Annotated in this window: 15 protein-coding genes, 1 tRNA gene and 1 pseudogene; 9 read left to right on the top strand and 8 right to left on the bottom strand. The window is 60.9% G+C overall.

The features are described 5' to 3' along the window. The first annotated feature begins 23 nt into the window (after positions 1–23). A complete protein-coding gene (locus Q9R34_RS07970) occupies positions 24–650 on the top strand; it encodes a LysE family translocator (RefSeq protein ID WP_485893039.1) in 627 nt (208 codons plus the stop codon). 2 nt (positions 651–652) lie between these two features. Here Q9R34_RS07970 and Q9R34_RS07975 read toward each other — a convergent pair. Continuing rightward, a pseudogene (locus Q9R34_RS07975) lies at positions 653–847 on the bottom strand (DeoR family transcriptional regulator); the annotation flags it as partial. 452 nt (positions 848–1,299) lie between these two features. On the opposite strand from Q9R34_RS07975, the gene Q9R34_RS07980 reads away from it, so the two are divergent. The 3 genes from Q9R34_RS07980 (at position 1,300) to Q9R34_RS07990 (ending at position 4,244) form a co-directional block, all read left to right on the top strand. Then, positions 1,300–1,941: a TetR/AcrR family transcriptional regulator gene (locus Q9R34_RS07980; protein WP_485893040.1), complete on the top strand. Its 642-nt coding sequence runs from the start codon at positions 1,300–1,302 to the stop codon at positions 1,939–1,941. Between the two features lie 73 nt (positions 1,942–2,014). Then, entirely contained in the window at positions 2,015–3,397 is a 1,383-nt protein-coding gene (locus tag Q9R34_RS07985; protein WP_485893041.1) for a D-arabinono-1,4-lactone oxidase, read from the top strand. Positions 3,398–3,416: 19 nt separating this feature from the next. Continuing rightward, entirely contained in the window at positions 3,417–4,244 is an 828-nt protein-coding gene (locus tag Q9R34_RS07990; protein ID WP_485893042.1) for a glycosyltransferase family 8 protein, read from the top strand. A gap of 40 nt (positions 4,245–4,284) precedes the next feature. On the opposite strand, the gene Q9R34_RS07995 is transcribed toward Q9R34_RS07990, so the two are convergent. Beyond that, positions 4,285–5,406, bottom strand: coding sequence for a Gfo/Idh/MocA family protein (locus tag Q9R34_RS07995; RefSeq protein WP_485893043.1), 1,122 nt, complete (start codon positions 5,404–5,406; stop codon positions 4,285–4,287). A gap of 328 nt (positions 5,407–5,734) precedes the next feature. Here Q9R34_RS07995 and Q9R34_RS08000 point away from each other — a divergent pair. After that, positions 5,735–5,810: transfer RNA gene (locus Q9R34_RS08000), tRNA-Asn, on the top strand. A 53-nt stretch (positions 5,811–5,863) separates the two neighbouring features. Here Q9R34_RS08000 and Q9R34_RS08005 read toward each other — a convergent pair. From Q9R34_RS08005 to Q9R34_RS08015, 3 genes are all read right to left on the bottom strand, one after another. Next, positions 5,864–6,196, bottom strand: a complete 333-nt coding sequence (locus Q9R34_RS08005; protein WP_485893044.1) for a type II toxin-antitoxin system PemK/MazF family toxin — start codon at positions 6,194–6,196, stop codon at positions 5,864–5,866. Further along, on the bottom strand, positions 6,197–6,454 hold the full coding sequence (locus Q9R34_RS08010; protein WP_485893128.1) for an AbrB/MazE/SpoVT family DNA-binding domain-containing protein: 258 nt from the start codon (positions 6,452–6,454) through the stop codon (positions 6,197–6,199). 518 nt (positions 6,455–6,972) lie between these two features. Continuing rightward, on the bottom strand, positions 6,973–8,184 hold the full coding sequence (locus tag Q9R34_RS08015) for an MFS transporter (protein ID WP_485893045.1): 1,212 nt from the start codon (positions 8,182–8,184) through the stop codon (positions 6,973–6,975). A gap of 201 nt (positions 8,185–8,385) precedes the next feature. On the opposite strand from Q9R34_RS08015, the gene Q9R34_RS08020 reads away from it, so the two are divergent. Together Q9R34_RS08020 and Q9R34_RS08025 are read left to right on the top strand one after the other, a co-directional pair. Next, positions 8,386–8,928 carry a TetR/AcrR family transcriptional regulator gene (locus tag Q9R34_RS08020; protein WP_485893046.1) on the top strand — a complete coding sequence of 181 codons (543 nt, stop codon included), beginning with the start codon at positions 8,386–8,388 and terminating at the stop codon, positions 8,926–8,928. A 76-nt stretch (positions 8,929–9,004) separates the two neighbouring features. Next, positions 9,005–10,201, top strand: a complete 1,197-nt coding sequence (locus Q9R34_RS08025) for an MFS transporter (RefSeq protein WP_485893047.1) — start codon at positions 9,005–9,007, stop codon at positions 10,199–10,201. 43 nt (positions 10,202–10,244) lie between these two features. Here Q9R34_RS08025 and Q9R34_RS08030 read toward each other — a convergent pair whose 3' ends face one another. Both Q9R34_RS08030 and fusA read right to left on the bottom strand, forming a co-directional pair. Further along, the gene (locus tag Q9R34_RS08030) at positions 10,245–11,267 is read right to left on the bottom strand and encodes an LLM class flavin-dependent oxidoreductase (protein ID WP_485893129.1); all 1,023 of its coding nucleotides are present in this window, start codon (positions 11,265–11,267) and stop codon (positions 10,245–10,247) included. Positions 11,268–11,551: 284 nt separating this feature from the next. After that, positions 11,552–13,648: an elongation factor G gene (gene fusA / locus Q9R34_RS08035; RefSeq protein WP_485893048.1), complete on the bottom strand. Its 2,097-nt coding sequence runs from the start codon at positions 13,646–13,648 to the stop codon at positions 11,552–11,554. A gap of 142 nt (positions 13,649–13,790) precedes the next feature. Here fusA and Q9R34_RS08040 point away from each other — a divergent pair, with 142 nt between their 5' ends. Both Q9R34_RS08040 and Q9R34_RS08045 read left to right on the top strand, forming a co-directional pair. Next, positions 13,791–14,096 (top strand): ArsR/SmtB family transcription factor, encoded by a 306-nt coding sequence (locus Q9R34_RS08040; RefSeq protein ID WP_485893049.1) that lies wholly within the window; start codon positions 13,791–13,793, stop codon positions 14,094–14,096. Between the two features lie 72 nt (positions 14,097–14,168). Then, a complete protein-coding gene (locus Q9R34_RS08045) occupies positions 14,169–15,080 on the top strand; it encodes a ketopantoate reductase family protein (RefSeq protein ID WP_485893050.1) in 912 nt (303 codons plus the stop codon). Here the strand turns inward: Q9R34_RS08045 and Q9R34_RS08050 are convergent, their stop codons facing one another. Then, the gene (locus Q9R34_RS08050) at positions 15,081–15,860 is read right to left on the bottom strand and encodes an ElyC/SanA/YdcF family protein (RefSeq protein WP_485893051.1); all 780 of its coding nucleotides are present in this window, start codon (positions 15,858–15,860) and stop codon (positions 15,081–15,083) included. Positions 15,861–15,936: the final 76 nt, after the last annotated feature.

Genomic DNA, 15,936 nt, shown 5'->3' on the forward strand with positions numbered 1-15,936 from the left:
ATCTCATTTTGACAGGAATACTTATGTTAGGAATGGCTCAAATAATTTCTTATATCGCCGCGCTCGGTTTAGCCGCGGCAATCCCGGGGCCGGGAATGACCGCCCTGGTCGCTCGCAGCGTTAGCGGAGGTGCCCGAACCGGCTTTACGATGCTTGCCGGCCTGATCCTCGGTGATTTGATCTACTTATCTATCGCGGTATTTGGTCTGGCGGTGGTCGCCCATAATTATTCATCCGTATTCACGCTGATCAACTGGGCGGCCTCACTCTATTTGTGCGTGCTGGCATGGCAGTTCTGGCGCTATCAGCCTGAGGCAGTCAGCATTGACCAGAAAGCGACAACGCAGGAGCTGGCATCAGCCTGGCTTTCAGGGCTAACAATCACGCTCGGCAATCCCAAAACCATCGCCTTTTATCTGGCGATACTGCCTCTGGTTATCTCGCTGGATAATGTCTCATTACAGATTTGGGGCGGAATGCTGGTGCCCCTCACCATTTTCGTGCTGCTGAGCGTTGGCGCGGTTTTTATTCTCGCAGCGCTTAAAATTCGCCACCTGCTCACCAGCGCTAAGGCGCAGCAACGCCTTTTTCGCTCGGCTGGCGTGATTATGCTGCTGGCGGCGTTTGGCATGGTGGTGAAGACGCTTTAGCGCTACACCGCCTCCTGCGCCACAATCCGCTCTGTCTGATGCTCATCAAGCCAGGATTTCAGCTCCTCTGATGGAGGCGCGTCGATGAACAGCGCCGCTACCGGCGCAATATTACCGATCGTTACGGCGGCGGAAGCGGTGTATTTAGTGTGGTCAGCAGCCAGAAGAGTATGACGCGCGTACGCCATCATCGTTTTCTGCAATAAGCTTTTCAAACGTTCTGCCCACCCAGTAACGCCTTGTGTTTAAGATTATCAAGCCAGCACGTAAATTCTTGATCGGCAACCGGGAGCATCGGGTCGTAAAAGCGCTTTTAATTACTCATTTGATCCCTTGCGCAGAGCACCACGCCGGTGCTTTCGGGATCGAAGGCGCAAAAAGCGCGATAGGGATGACCCCGACATTGAATGCGCAGCTTTTTTATCTTGATAAAGCGCGAGCCTCTGATGATATCGGCTCAGGGCCTGGGCTGTGGCCGATAATGTTGAGGATCTCGCCCTTAGTATACGCAGTTGCTTATCTCCGAATAATGATTTTTACGAGAATACTATTCCCGAAATGAATATAGACAGGCAACCGCTCGCGTCGCCAGACCGATCCCGCGGGCTGTGATACCATGCTGGCTGGATTTTCTTAGTGACTAAGCGCTATGTCGGACACCTCACCAAAACGAAAAAACGACCCTGAAGGGCTGAAAAAACGCATCCTCGCTGGCGCCCTGACCACCTTCGCCGAGTTCGGCATGCAGGGCGCGCGTCTGGAGCAGATCGCCGAAAACGCGCAAACCACCAAGCGCATGGTGGTGTATCACTTCGGCAACAAAGAGAAGCTCTATATTGAGGTGCTGGAGCAGGTCTATCAGGCGATCCGCCAGCATGAAACCGGCCTGAACCTGGCGGCGATGGAGCCGAAACTGGCGATGAGCAAGCTGGTGGAAGCGAGCTTTGACTACCACGTCTCTCATCCCGACTTTATGCGGCTGGTCTGCACCGAAAACCTGCTGCGCGGTCGTTATATCTCGCAGTCGCCGCGCATCAAGGCACTGAACCGCAGCGCCCTTGACGTGCTGGACGATATTCTGGCGCGTGGCCAGCAGCAGGGCGTGTTTATTCGCGAGGTCGAAACCATCGATGTGCACCGCCTGATCAGCAGCATCTGCGTGCACCACGTCTCTAACCGCTATACCTTCAACGCCCTTTTCAGCCCTGATAACAGCGAAGAGGAGAGCGTCAGCCGCAATCGCCAGCTGGCGGTCACGGCGACGCTGCGCTACATCAGTAAAGTGGGTTAAGGGAAGCGACAACGCTGTGATGGGCTACGCTTAACTAATGCCAATTAACCGATCTCAACACAGGAACGCAGTCGTGAGCAGAGACGCCGAACGTTATCCTCTACGCAACACCACCCTCAGCGCCGAAGACGATGCGCTATGGAACTGGGCGCAAAACGCCCGGGTTGGCAGCCGCCAGCAGTTACACCAACCGCGCAGCGAGGCGGAATTACAGCAGCTGCTGCGCGATAGCCACGGCCGCGTGCGCGTGGTGGGCAGTCGCCTGTCGCCGGGCCGCATGCTGAATGTCGCAGAGGATGATCTGCTGGTGGATATCAGCGCCCTTTCCGGCCTGCTGGCGCAGGATGAGCAGAGCGTCACCGTCGGTGCGGGCACCACGCTTAACGATCTCTATATTCAGCTTACCGCGCTGGACCGCATGCTCGCCGCCTCGCCCGGCGTAATTGCGGTACAGAAGCTGGCGGGCGCGATGGCCACCGGCACCCACGGCCAGGGGCTGCATCAAAGTTCGCTGGCGGACGAGGCGCTGCGTATTCGCATGGTGCTGGCTGACGGATCGATCCGCGAGTTTACGCGCGGCGAGCCGGACTTTCCCGCCGCTCAGGTGACGCTCGGCGCGCTCGGCATTGTCACCGCCGTTACGCTGCGCACTCAACCCTTCCGCATTTACACCTGCCATAAAAACGCGGTGTCGGCGGATAATCTTGAGCAGGATCTGCTGCGCTGGAACAGCGAATACGCGCTGAGCAAGGCCTGGTGGTTCGTTGACGATAACCTGATGCACGTCTGGAATGCGAACGAAGCGAGCGCGCAGGAAACCGCCGAGTGGCAGGCGAACGGCCGCGAAGTGGTGAAGCACGCCGACCAGGGCGACGACAGCCTGAACAGCACTATCGACCAGACGCTTGAGCAGATGCACCGCGACACGCAGATCCACGGCAAAGGCGGCAAGCAGTTCCGCACCGTGACGCGCTTCCGCGACTTTACCGACGTGACCGGCGACATTTACCAGCTCTTCTGCCGCGGCATTGCGGTACCGCAGATCAACGTTGAAATTGGCGTTCCTCTTTCCCGCACCCCGGCCGTTATCAGTAAAATCAAATGCTGGTATGCCGCAGAGCGGCCACATATGCACTACCCGATTATCCTGCGCTGCACCGGCGCATCGGAAGCCTGGCTCAGCCCTGCCTACGGCGAGCCGACCTGCTTCTTCGGCTTTGTGGTCTATTACGCCGACGACGGTTCGCTGTCGCAGGATGGCCTGCACTTTCTGACTGAGGTAGAGAAGCTGCTGGCCGAAGAGGGCGGCCGCCCACACTGGGGCAAATATTATGACGCCGGACGCTACGTCTGGCGCGACGTGTATCCGCACTGGGACAACTTCCGCACGCTGTGCCGCGAGCTGGATCCACAGCGCCGCTTCAGCAACGATTATCTGACCGCGCTTTTCGACTGACTTTTACAGGGAGAGAACCATGTTTGCATGGGTTACGCTGCTGACGCAGCCCGATTATCTGGTGGGCGTTAAGGCGCTGCACCGTTCGCTGAAGCAGAGCGGCACGCGCTGGCCGCTGGTGGTGATGGCCACCAATGCGATTTCGCAGACGGATTGCGCAGCGCTGCAGGCAGAAGGCTGCGTGGTGCAGCCGGTCGATCCGATCTACCCCAACAGCGCGCTGGAACAGCACTACGCCTCGGCGCAGTTCGGCGAGGTCTGGACCAAACTGCGCGCCTGGCAGCTGACCGACTACGCGCGGGTGGTGTTCCTCGACGCCGATATGCTGGTGCTGCAAAACATGGATGAGCTGTTTACGCTCGATCTTGGCGACAACCTGCTGGCCGCCTGTCACGCCTGCCGCTGCAACCCTAATCAGATCGCCTCCTATCCCGCCAGCTGGCAGCCGGAAAACTGCCACTATACCTGGCAGGATCGCGGCGAGCCTGCGCCTGTTCTGCTGGATAATTACCTCAACGGCGGATTTCTGGTGCTCACGCCGGATAATGAAGTTTTCGAAAAGCTGGCGCAGCGCGTTGCCGCGATTGTGGATCTAAAGGCTTACCCCTTTTCGGAGCAGGATCTGCTGAACGAGGCGTTCCACGGCCGCTGGCTGCCGCTCTCCTATATCTACAACGCGCTGAAAACCCTGCCTTTCCAGCACAGCCGGATGTGGAAAGAGAGCGAGGTGAAGAACCTGCACTTTATTCTGGCGAAGCCGTGGAAGCGCGATTTGCAGCAGCCCGAGAGCGAACGCGACCGCTACTATGCGCTGGATAAGCTGTGGTGGGAGAAAGCCGCAGGATGATCATTTGGGCGCGCGGCTTCACGGGCCGCGCGCTGCGCCGCTAAACCGTCTGCCAGCGCCGCTCGGCGGCGGAGACCGCAATGGCCTCCAGCACCTTCTGCACCTGCAACCCTTCGGCAAAATCGGGCCACAGGCGATCGCCCGCCGCGATGCCGTTAATCAGGTCGCGAATTTCCACCGTTTTCTGATCGTTAAAACCGATGCCATGCCCGGCCGAGACGCAGAAGTTGGCATAATCGGGATGCGCCGGACCGGTCAGGATGGTTTTAAAGCCCTGACGCCCCGCCGGTTCGTCATGCAGATAGAGCTCCAGCTCCGCCATGCGCTCCTGGCTGTAGCGCAGCGTGCCTTTGGTGCCAGTGACGACATAGGTCAGCCCCATTTTACTGCCGCAGGCGATGCGTGAGGTTTCAATTACGCCGTGCGCGCCGTTGCGAAAGCGCAGCAGCGCGCTCGCCTGATCCTCATTCTCTACCGGCAGCTGGCGGCTGGGATCTTTCGCGTCGGGACGCGTTTTGATCACCGTCATCATGTCGCCGCTCACCTCTTCGATGTCGCCGACCAGATAGTGCGCCATATTGACGATGTGCGCCGCCAGATCGCCCAGCGCGCCGAGCCCCGCCAGCGCCTTCTGGCAGTGCCAGTCGAGCGGCGTCTCCGGCTTCGCCAGATAATCCTCGTTGTGGGTGCCGTAGAAATGGACCACCTCGCCAATCTCGCCGCGCGCAATAATCTCTTTCGCCAGCTGGCTGGTGGGGTTTTTCATGTAGTTGAAGCCTACCAGGGTTTTCACCCCGGCGGCCTGGGCCGCCTGCACCATCTCTTCGGCGTCGGCCACCGAGAGCGAGAGCGGCTTTTCCGAATAGACATGCTTGCCGTGGCGGATCGCCTCCAGCGCCATCTCTTTATGCAGGAAGTTGGGCGCGCAGATATCCACCACGTCAATCGCCGGATCGCGCACCAGCTCGCGCCAGTCGCCGGTCGAGCGGGCAAAGCCAAAGGCAGCCGCCTGCTTCTCTGCCAGCGCCGGATTGACCTCCGCCAGCATCTCCCGCACGATTTCGCCTTTTAGCGGAAAAACCGTCGGTGCCTGCGCGTAGGCGATAGCGTGGCAGCGTCCGATATAGCCGCTGCCGATCATACCGATCCTGACTTTGTTCATCGACTGCCCTCTTGTTTCATAAAATGATTTTCACGGAATATACGTTTCGAAATAAACCCAGGCAAACGGCAGAGATGAGAAGTGTGAGCGGCTTTGAAATCTTAATGTTAAGAGAACTGCTGGGTTATCCAGGTAGCGTGACGCACGCGCCGCAACAGGCGTTTTTTTTCATTGCCCATAGCGGAGAAAAATAGTTTTCATTTGTCAGGTGTGAGCATGTTAACGGCGCAGCGGCCTCTGGCGTTTATTTCAGCAGTTGAACGTTTTTGTGAAAAAGGGCTTTGACATGGCCGGTGCGGGTCGATAATATGCGCCCCGTTCAAGCGATTCCTCTGTAGTTCAGTCGGTAGAACGGCGGACTGTTAATCCGTATGTCACTGGTTCGAGTCCAGTCAGAGGAGCCATATTAGAAAAGCCTGCTTTTGAAGCAGGCTTTTTGCTTTTCGGCGTCATGGCGTTAACTCAAAATAGCATCCAGCCTGGCAAGCACTTCATTTACAACAGCGTCAGGTATGCGTTCCAGCCGCTTGCCGTTCCGGGCTGCCATATCAATGGTTCTGGGCTGGTCACAGCGAATAACTCCAATCGTTTTTGTCCCTGCCCCTTCCAGTGAAACGGTGAAACCTGCCGTGCGAGCAAAGTTTCCGCCGCTGGTAACGGGAACAACAACAGGTAGCCGGGTCAGCTGGTTAAACGATGCCTTCGATACGATAAGCACCGGACATTTTCCACTTTGCTCGTGGCCAGCAATCGGATCCAGTGAAACCAGCCAGATTTCTCCTCTGTCCATTTACAGGATCTCCTTGCCCACCGCAGGCGCATCAATCCATGCTCGCTCTTCTTCGCTTATTTCAGCGTGCGGATCGCACTGCGCCAGCAGTTCCTCAAGCGAATAACGGGGCCGTTTCTGGGGTTCAATAATCAGGCATCCATTATCAATGGTCATACCTACCTCGCTGTCCGTCGACAGCTCCAGCGTTTTCAGCACGGCGGGAGGAACCGCCAGCATGATGGATCCGCCAACCTTTTTCAGGCGAATTGTATACATAAAGCACCTCCGAATATTATATTTTAATATAACATCTACGGTGGGCGATGCATAATTATTCATCAGATTCACTGTGATTTCCTTAACGTAATAAAGCGTGAAGAAAGCCTTAATCCATCGGAAGACAAAGCCGGCAGTCTTCAAAGGCAATATTTACGGTAAAACGGCAACCATTCTCATACATCAGGCGCTTCTTTCAGGTCATGAAGCACTTCGTGCACGCAGGAGCTTAGTTCCAGGTAAGAAGGCCGATAATAGAAAACTGTTTTTGCGGTTCAAAGGATTATGACGGATCTGATAAACGAAATGCGGCGCAGCTTCCGTATCCAGCCTGCGCCGCAGGGATATCAGCGGTAACGCGAAGGCAAGTTTTTCATGCGCAATGCCCAGCACAGACAAAAACTGGCCTGTCTTATCGAAAAAATTAATAACTAAACTCTTGTTCTATTGATTTAAAAAGCCCGCTAAGGGAAACCTGAGCGGGCTTCTTGCATTTATCGTCCCGACAGCCCGCCTCGCTACTCAGCCTGCCGCAGCGTTCTGATGGACGGCACCAGACAGGCCGCCAGCGTCGCCGCCAGCACCGCCGCGGCGCAGCAGAGCAGCACCGTCTGGTTGCCGAAGCGCATCGCCAGCGGCCCGGCGGCCAGCTCGCCCAGCGGGATGGTGATAAAAGATCCCATCGCGTCGTAGGCGTAAACCCGCGCCAGACGGTCGCGCGGAATGTGGGTTTGCAGCGCCTGCGCCCAGATCACGCCAAACTGGCCGAACCCCATACCGGCGATGCAGAATGCCCCCATCAGCCAGCCGGCCGGTGCGCCGCCTGCCAGCAGCAGCATAGGAAAGGCACAGAGCGCCACCAGCGTCACGCCGGTGAACATCGCGCGGCGCGGACGCCAGCGCAGCGCGATGGCGGAGCCGATAATCAGCCCGACGCTTTGCGCCGCAATCATTACGCCCCAGCGGGCGCGGCCAAAGGCGTCGTCAGCGATAACCGGGCCCAGTACCATCACCATCCCGGTGAAGGCGGCGTTAACCACGGCAAACTGCGCCACCACCGCCCAGACCCAACTGCGGGCGGTGAATTCTCGCCAGCCGTCGCGCAGATCCTGCCAGAGCGTCGCGGCAGAGGCCGCCGCCTGCGCGCCGGTGCGCACCGCGTAATAGAGCGGCGCGGCCAGCGCGAAGCCCAGCGCATCCACCGCCAGCCCCCAGCCTGCGCCCAGGGTGCTGGTAAGAATGCCGCCCAGCGACGCGCCAATAATGGTGCCGGCATAAACGCCCGACTGAATAAAGGCGTTCGCCTGGCGTAACCTTTGCGCCGGCACGGTTTGCGGCACCAGCGCCGATGAGGCGGGCAGCGCAACGCCTGCGGCCGCCCCGTTGACGGCACTCAGCATCGCCAGAGCGGTTAGCGTCGCGGCCTGCTCGAGCACCAGCCAGGCGACGCCGCTCTGAGAGAGTGCGGCGACAAGCGACGAGAGCAGCAGCACCCGATTGCGCGAGTAGCGATCCGCCAGCACGCCGCCAAACAGCAGAAAGAGGACGTTGAACAGCGAGCGCGCGGCAACCACGACGCCGAGATCGGCGGCGGAACCGCCCATATCGAGCACGGCGAAGGCGAGCGCCACCGGCGCGACGCTGTTGCCCAGCACCGTCAGCGTGCGGGCGAAAAAGAGGTGGCGGAACGGCGTGTAGTGAAAGGCGTGGCGTGGAGTGTTACGCTTCACGGCTGCGCTCCCTGCTGCCGAGCCTGATCCTTATGCTGCTGATAGTGCCTCCCTGTCGCTGGCTGCCGTCGATGTCGTGTAGGGCGAAATCATAACCGGAGTGGCGCGCGCTGCCCAGCCCCATCCCGCTCGCGCCGCATGCTTTGCCGCCGCCGAGCGGTTATCCTTACCCTGTTTATGTCAGAGAAATGAGAGCAGTTGATGGCCGCTACACGGGATATTAAAACCGACATACTGGACGCGACGCTGACGGTGATCATCAACGAAGGCGTGCGCGGCACCACCTATCGCCGGGTGGCCGATGAGGCGGGCCTCTCGCCCGGCACCCTCACCTATCACTTTCCGCAAACCGATCTGCTGCTGATGGGCGCCTTCAGCTATATGGTCGATACCATCTCCCAGGCGTTCCGCCAGCGCATGCAGAGCGCCACCGAATGCGCGGACGCCTGCGAAGCTGTGGTGGATTTGATTTGCGGCGATGTCTGGGCCAGCCAGCGTCATCTGATCCTGAGTTTCGAGCTTTACTCGCTGGCGGCGCGAAAAGCGACGTTTCGCCAGCTGCTGCAGCTGTGGATGTCGCGCAGCCGGGCGTCGCTGCACCTCTGCTTTCCCATGGAGACGGCCTGCGCGCTGGATGCGCTGATTGAGGGTTTAACCATCCATAACCTGCTCAACGACGCACCGATGAGCCGCGACGCTGTTTTGCGGGCGGTGCGAAAAATAGCTGACCCGATTCGAGAATAATATTTCGCCTCCCCCCTCGCGCCGCGCCATTTTTGTATTATTCTCTCGTACATCCGTACGACAAACAGGAGTCGCGATGACGCCTCAACAACAGGCTCGCGGCAAGTGGGCCATTTTCGGTCTGATGTTTATTCCCGGCTTTACCTGGGCTTCCTGGGTCAGCCGCACGCCCTTTATGCGCGACAGGCTCGACGCCTCAACTGAACTGATGGGCATGATCCTGTTCGGCTTCTCCTGCGGCTCGATGCTCGGCGTACTGCTGGCTGGCAAGCTGATCGCCCAGCTCGGCACGCAGCGGGTGATGCGCTACGGCATGGTGATTTTGCTGCTTGGCCTGGTGCTGATGGCGCTCAGCCTGACGATGGCGAGCGCGCTGGGCGTCTTCGCCAGCCTGACGCTGCTGGGGGGCGGCACGGCGCTGATGGACGTGGTGATCAACGTCGAGGGCGCCGCGTTCGAACGGGCGCTGGGCCGCTCGGTCATGACCATCATTCACGGCTTTTTCAGCCTCGGCACGCTGGCGGGCGCGCTGGCGGGGCTATTGATGACCGCCGCGGAGTTGAGCACCAGCCTGCACTTTGCCGCCGTGCTGCTGGCGGATGTGCTGATCGCCGCCGTGGCGCTGCGCCACCTGCCAGCGACCAGCGACGGCGAACGCAGTGAACAGACGCACAGCGGCGGCTTTATCGCGCAGGTACGCCATGAGCTGCGCGATCGCCAGCTGCTGATCCTCGGCATGGTGATCCTGGCGATGGCGCTGGCGGAAGGCTCCGCCAACGACTGGCTGCCGCTGCTGATGATTGATGGCCATAACCTGAGCCACACGCAGGGCACGCTGGTCTATGCCGGTTTCACCGCGGGCATGACGCTGGGCCGTTTTCTGGGGGGCTATGTGGTCGATCGCATCGGCCGCGTCTGGATGCTGCGCGTCAGCGCCTTCTCTGCCGCCTTCGGCCTGATGCTGGTGATCTTCTCCGATAATTCATGGCTGGCGGCGGCGGCCGTGCTCTTCTGGGGCATCGGCGCGGCGCTCGGTTTTCCGCTCACGGTCTCCGCGGCAGGCGACGGCCACAACAGCGCGATTCGCGTCACTATCGCGGCGACGCTGGGCTATCTGGCCTTTCTGGTGGGGCCGCCGGGACTTGGCTTTATCGGCGAGCACGCCGGGCTGCGCATGGCGATGCTGCCGGTGCTGGCGCTGGTGGTGATCGCGCTGTTCTGCGCCGGGGCGGCGGGCAGCCGCAGGCAGGAAAAAGCGCAGCAGGCGAGCTGATCCAGGCAAAAAAAAACGGCGGCCGAGGCCGCCGTTCTCACGCTTAGCGCCAGCCTAACTCCGGTGCGACATATTTCAGAATCGCTTCAATCACGTGCGCGTTGTAGTCGACGCCGAGCTGGTTCGGCACCGTCAGCAGCAGCGTGTCCGCTTCGGCAATCGCCTCATCCTGCGCCAGCTGCTTAACCAGCGCTTCCGGCTCCGCCGCATAGCTGCGGCCGAAAATGGCGCGCGTTTTCTCGTCGAGGAAGCCGACGGAATCCTGATCCTGGCCGCTGCGGCCGAAGTAGGCACGGTCCATGTCGTTCACCAGCGCAAAAATGCTGCGGCTGACCGACACGCGCGGCTCGCGCTTATGCCCCGCCGCTTTCCAGGCCTCGCGGTAGGCGCGGATCTGCTTCGCCTGCTGGACGTGGAACGGCTCGCCCGTTTCGTCATCCTTCAGGGTTGAGCTTTGCAGGTTCATGCCCATTTTTGCTGCCCACTCGGCGGTAGCGTTGGAGCCGGAACCCCACCAGATGCGTTCGCGCAGCCCTTCCGAGTAAGGCTCCAGGCGCAGCAGGCCCGGCGGGTTCGGGAACATCGGCTGCGGATTCGGTTTGGCGAAACCTTCGCCACGCAGCACCTCTAAAAAGGCTTCCGTATGGCGACGGCCCATATCGGCGTCGGTTTCGCCCTCCTGCGGCGCATAGCCGAAGTAGCGATAGCCTTCCACCACCTGCTCCGGCGAGCCGCGGCTGATGCCGAGCTGTAGACGGCCGTTGGCGATCAGGTCCGCCGCGCTGGCGTCTTCCGCCATATAGAGCGGGTTTTCGTAGCGCATATCGATCACGCCGGTGCCGATTTCGATTTTGCGGGTGCGCGCGCCGACCGCCGCCAGCAGCGGGAACGGCGAGCTGAGCTGACGCGCGAAGTGGTGCACGCGGAAGTAAGCGCCGTCCGCGCCCAGCTCTTCAGCGGCGACCGCCAGATCGATGGACTGCAGCAGCACGTCCTGCGCAGAGCGGGTGGCGGACTGTGAAGAGGGCGTCCAGTGGCCGAAGGATAAGAAGCCAATATTTTTCATCATTCTGTTCCTTTCGCGGGCAGGTTTCGCCCCTGCGTGAGAGATAAGATTCGATGGGCAAAGGTTACGTCAGCCGCCTCCACACTGATAGCCAATAGTTTTCAACCGCATCATCAAGTTTTTCGACATAAGTCAGTCAATCAGGATCTTTCTCTTTTTTGCTGGCGCGCCCGGTGAATAACGAGGCGGGCGGAGGGCGACGCTGCGCCGCGTATCAGGAGATAATGCGCTGGGAGTCGCAGGCCGCCGCGCTCGGCGTGACGGCCCTGTAACGCGCCCCGCGCTTAGTGACGCGCGGCGACCACCGCATCCGCCACCTGACGCGGCGCCTGCGCGTAGTGGGCGAACTCCATGCTGTAGGTGGCGCGCCCCTGCGTCAGCGAGCGCAGCGCCGTGGAGTAGCCGAACATCTCCGCCAGCGGCACTTCGGCGCGGATAATGCGGCCGCCAAAGTGCTCATCCATGCCCTGCACCTGTCCGCGACGCGATGAGAGATCGCCCATAATGCCGCCAGCATACTCCTCCGGCGTTTCGACCTCGACCTTCATCACCGGCTCAAGCAGCACCGGATCCGCCAGCTTCGCGGCGGCGCGGAAGCCGAGAATGGCCGCCATGCGGAACGCCATCTCCGAGGAGTCGACGTCGTGATAGGAGCCGAAGGTCAGCGTCGCCTTCAGGTCGACGATCGGGTAGCCGGCAATCACGCCGCTGTTCAGCGCCTCGCGGATGCCCTTTTCCACCGACGGAATATATTCGCGCGGCACCACGCCGCCTTTGGTGGCGTCTTCGAACACAAAGCCGCCGCCCGGCTGCAGCGGTTCCAGCGTCAGCACCACGTGACCATACTGCCCTTTACCGCCGGACTGGCGCACAAACTTGCCCTCGACGTCGCGTACCGCCTTGCGCACTGTTTCGCGGTAGGTCACCTGCGGACGGCCGATATTTGCCTCGACGCCGAACTCGCGCTTCAGGCGGTCAACGATAATCTCCAGATGCAGCTCGCCCATGCCGGAGATAATCGCCTGGCCGGACTCCTCGTCGGTGTGCAGCCGGAAAGAGGGATCTTCCGCCGCCAGCCGCTGCAGCGCCAGGCTCATCTTCTCCTGATCGCCTTTGGTTTTCGGCTCGATCGACAGCGAGATGACCGGCTCCGGGAACTCCATGCGCTCCAGCGTAATAACGGCGTTGGGATCGCACAGCGTTTCGCCGGTGGTGACCTCTTTCAGCCCGACGCAGGCGGCAATATCCCCGGCGCGGATCTCCTCTATTTCATGGCGCGCGTTGGCGTGCATCTGCACGATGCGGCCGATGCGCTCTTTTTTGCCCTTGACCGCGTTCCAGACGCTGTCCCCCTTGCGCAGCACGCCGGAGTAGACGCGTACAAAGGTGAGCTGGCCGACGAAGGGATCGCTCATCAGCTTGAACGCCAGCGCCGAGAAAGGCTCGTCATCGCCCGGATGCCGCTCCGCCTCGTTGCCGTTCTCATCCACCCCTTTGATGGCCGGAATATCGGCCGGCGACGGCATCAGCTCGACCACCGCATCCAGCATGCGCTGCACCCCTTTGTTCTTGAAGGCTCTGCCGCACAGCATCGGCTGGATCTCGTTGCGCAGCGTGCGCTGCCGCAGGCCGGCGATAATCTGGTCATGCTCCAGATCGCCGCTCTCCAGCCAGGCTTCCATCAGTTCATCGCTCGCTTCGGCCGCCGCCGAGACCATTTTTTCGCGCCAGGCGTTCGCCTCGTCCAGCAGCGCGTCGGGGATCGGCGCGTAGCTGAAGGTCATGCCCTGCGACGCCTCGTCCCAGTAAATCGCCTGCATTTTCAGCAGATCGACCACGCCGCTGAAATGCTCTTCCGCGCCGATGGGGATAACGATCGGCACCGGATTCGCGCTGAGGCGATCCTGCATCATCTGCACCACGCGGAAGAAGTCTGCGCCCTGGCGATCCATTTTGTTGACGAACGCCAGCCGCGGCACATGATATTTATTCGCCTGACGCCACACGGTTTCCGACTGCGGCTGTACGCCGCCGACGGCGTCATAGACCATGACCGCGCCGTCCAGCACGCGCATCGACCGCTCGACCTCGATGGTGAAGTCAACGTGGCCGGGGGTGTCGATAATATTGATGCGGTGCGGCGCGAAGCTGCCGTCCATGCCGGGCCAGAAGCAGCTGACCGCCGCCGAGGTAATGGTAATGCCGCGCTCCTGCTCCTGCGCCATCCAGTCGGTCGTTGCGGCGCCATCGTGCACTTCACCCAGCTTGTGGCTCATTCCGGTGTAAAACAGGATGCACTCGGTGGTGGTGGTTTTACCGGCATCGATATGCGCGGAGATGCCGATGTTGCGGTAACGCTCAACGGGAAGTGTTCGGGGCATGATGCGTCCTTAGTCGGTAGACGTGTGGCGCGGCGCGCAGGATTGCGCGCCGTCGGAAAAACAGCTTACGCCCACTGTACGACTAAATGCGAACAGTTTGAGCTATAATTGTACAATTGACAGATCGTAGAACAGGAATACCATGCTGGAAAATCATCCGCAGTCGCACGAGATTAAGCTGGAAAACGTGCTGTTTGCGCTCGGCAATCCGATTCGCCTTGCCATTCTTCAGACGCTGGCGCAGCACGGCGAGCAGAGCTGCAATGCGCTGCGCGGCGAGATCGCCAAATCGACCATGACGCACCACTGGCGCGTGCTGCGCGACAGCGGCGTGATCTGGCAGCGGCCCGTCGGGCGGGAAAATCTGATTTCGCTGCGCCGCGACTGCCTGGATCAGCGCTTTCCCGGCCTGCTCCCCGCCCTGCTGGCGGCGATAGCGCGGCGCTGAGCAACGCAACGCTGGCAACCGCCGCCGTCAGGTCTTAAGGTAGGAGCCTCAACGGCTAAGGGAAAATCGATCATGCGCATTCTTATCGTAGGCGCCGGGGCGACCGGCGGATATTTTGGCGCGCGCCTGGCGCAGGCGGGACGTGACGTCACCTTTCTGGTGCGCGAGCGTCGCTTCAAACAGCTCAGTGAAAACGGCCTGGTGCTGCGCACGCCGCAGGGCGTGGAGAAACTGCAGCCGCAGCTGGCGCAGGCGGGATCGCTGCGCGGTACCTGGGACCTGATTATCCTGACGGTGAAAAGTTTTGCGCTGGCGCAGGCGATAGAAGACATTGCGCCCGTCGTCGGCGAACAGACGCTGATTATGCCGATCCTCAACGGCATGCGTCATTTCGACACGCTGCGCGAACGCTTCGGCGATAAGGTGATCGGCGGGCTGGTAAAAATCAACGCGACGCTGGGCGCACAGGGTGAAGTGGTACGGATGACGGCGCTGCACCAGATCTATTACGGCGCGCTGGATGGCCGTAACGACGCGCGGCTACAGCGCGTAGACGAGGCGCTGCGCGCAGCCAGCGTCGACACCATTTTCAGCGACAATATTATCGGCGAGCTCTGGGAGAAGTGGCTGCTGCTGAGCACGCTCGGCGCAGTCTGCTGTCTGGCGCGCGGCGATACACAGCAGGCGCTCACCGCCGAGGGCGGCGAAACGCTGCTGCGCAACATCTTCAGCGAGGTGCTGGCGACCATTACCGCCGACGGCTACCAGCCGCGCCCGGCGGTAACGGCGAAAATCCTCGCGCTGCTGAGCAATCCCGCGACGCCGATGACCTCCTCGATGTATCGCGATTTGAGCCAGGGCTTTGATATCGAAGCGGAACAGGTGATCGGCGATCTGGTGAAACGTGCGGCGCGCAACGGCGTCAGCGTGCCGCTGCTCAACGCGGTGAACGTCAATTTACAGGTTTATTTAAAGAGCCGTTAACTAGCGCCCGGCAGCCAGCCGCGCCTGCACAGCGGGCAGCTGCATCAGACGATGCCAGGCGGCGTCTACCGCGTCGGGCATTTCGACTTCGCCGAAAAAGCCGGCCCCGCGCGGGCCGTAGCCCTGCTCATCGTTGCGCAGGCGCTGCACTTCGCCCATCAGCAGCTGCACGAAGCGCTCCAGCGACCACAGCCCCTGCGGCGGCGCGCCGGTGATGTGCGCCATGCCGGAATCAAGCGTTACGACCGGGGTAAATACCGGCCAGTTGATAAAGCGCGGCGCGTCGTCGCGCTCGCGCCACTGCCAGCGAAAAGTGGCGTCGGCGCGGCGCTGCAGCAGCGGATCCTGAATCAGTACCACGCGCTGCGGCCGCAGCTGGCGGGCGTCGAGCAGGCGCTGGCTGAAGGCGGCGTTTTCGCCGGAGTTGCGCGACGCTTCCTCCAGCAGCAGATTTTCTTCGTCGAGGCCGCCGAAAACGCGGGCAATCGCCGCCAGCATCTGCGCCTCGCTTTTGCCGCGCGTCTCGATATTGCGATAGAGCGGATGCAGCGCCATCGCCTGCGCCAGCGCGCCGGTGGCGTGGCCGATGCCGCCGCTGAGCAGCAAGGGCAGCCCGAACCTTTTCGCCAGCGCCACCGCGCCCTCGATATTCGGCAGCACGGCGTGGCCGGCAAGTATCGCCATATCCGCTTCGATGTCGCCTTCGACGGGCATCTCGTCCAGCGCCAGCCAGGCGGCAATAAGATTGAGATCCTGTATGGCCTGAGGGTTAAGCTGCATCTTTCCTCCGTTCGGGTTGTGCGCAGACACGCCTGCGCGACGAAAATTTTGTTACACTGGCCGCCTCTGTCCAGTG

The sequence above is a fragment of the Enterobacter sp. BRE11 genome, from assembly GCF_031844285.1.
In the GTDB taxonomy this organism is placed as follows: Bacteria; Pseudomonadota; Gammaproteobacteria; order Enterobacterales; family Enterobacteriaceae; genus Pantoea.

What these genes read in the sequence shown, in the direction of transcription:
- Q9R34_RS07970 (WP_485893039.1), top strand. Translation starts at nt 24, where the DNA reads ATGTTAGGAATGGCTCAAATAATTTCTTATATCGCCGCGCTCGGTTTA.
- Q9R34_RS07980 (WP_485893040.1), top strand. Translation starts at nt 1,300, where the DNA reads ATGTCGGACACCTCACCAAAACGAAAAAACGACCCTGAAGGGCTGAAA.
- Q9R34_RS07990 (WP_485893042.1), top strand. Translation starts at nt 3,417, where the DNA reads ATGTTTGCATGGGTTACGCTGCTGACGCAGCCCGATTATCTGGTGGGC.
- Q9R34_RS07995 (WP_485893043.1), bottom strand. Translation starts at nt 5,406, where the DNA reads ATGAACAAAGTCAGGATCGGTATGATCGGCAGCGGCTATATCGGACGC.
- Q9R34_RS08005 (WP_485893044.1), bottom strand. Translation starts at nt 6,196, where the DNA reads ATGGACAGAGGAGAAATCTGGCTGGTTTCACTGGATCCGATTGCTGGC.
- Q9R34_RS08010 (WP_485893128.1), bottom strand. Translation starts at nt 6,454, where the DNA reads ATGTATACAATTCGCCTGAAAAAGGTTGGCGGATCCATCATGCTGGCG.
- Q9R34_RS08020 (WP_485893046.1), top strand. Translation starts at nt 8,386, where the DNA reads ATGGCCGCTACACGGGATATTAAAACCGACATACTGGACGCGACGCTG.
- Q9R34_RS08025 (WP_485893047.1), top strand. Translation starts at nt 9,005, where the DNA reads ATGACGCCTCAACAACAGGCTCGCGGCAAGTGGGCCATTTTCGGTCTG.
- Q9R34_RS08030 (WP_485893129.1), bottom strand. Translation starts at nt 11,267, where the DNA reads ATGAAAAATATTGGCTTCTTATCCTTCGGCCACTGGACGCCCTCTTCA.
- fusA (WP_485893048.1), bottom strand. Translation starts at nt 13,648, where the DNA reads ATGCCCCGAACACTTCCCGTTGAGCGTTACCGCAACATCGGCATCTCC.
- Q9R34_RS08040 (WP_485893049.1), top strand. Translation starts at nt 13,791, where the DNA reads ATGCTGGAAAATCATCCGCAGTCGCACGAGATTAAGCTGGAAAACGTG.
- Q9R34_RS08045 (WP_485893050.1), top strand. Translation starts at nt 14,169, where the DNA reads ATGCGCATTCTTATCGTAGGCGCCGGGGCGACCGGCGGATATTTTGGC.
- Q9R34_RS08050 (WP_485893051.1), bottom strand. Translation starts at nt 15,860, where the DNA reads ATGCAGCTTAACCCTCAGGCCATACAGGATCTCAATCTTATTGCCGCC.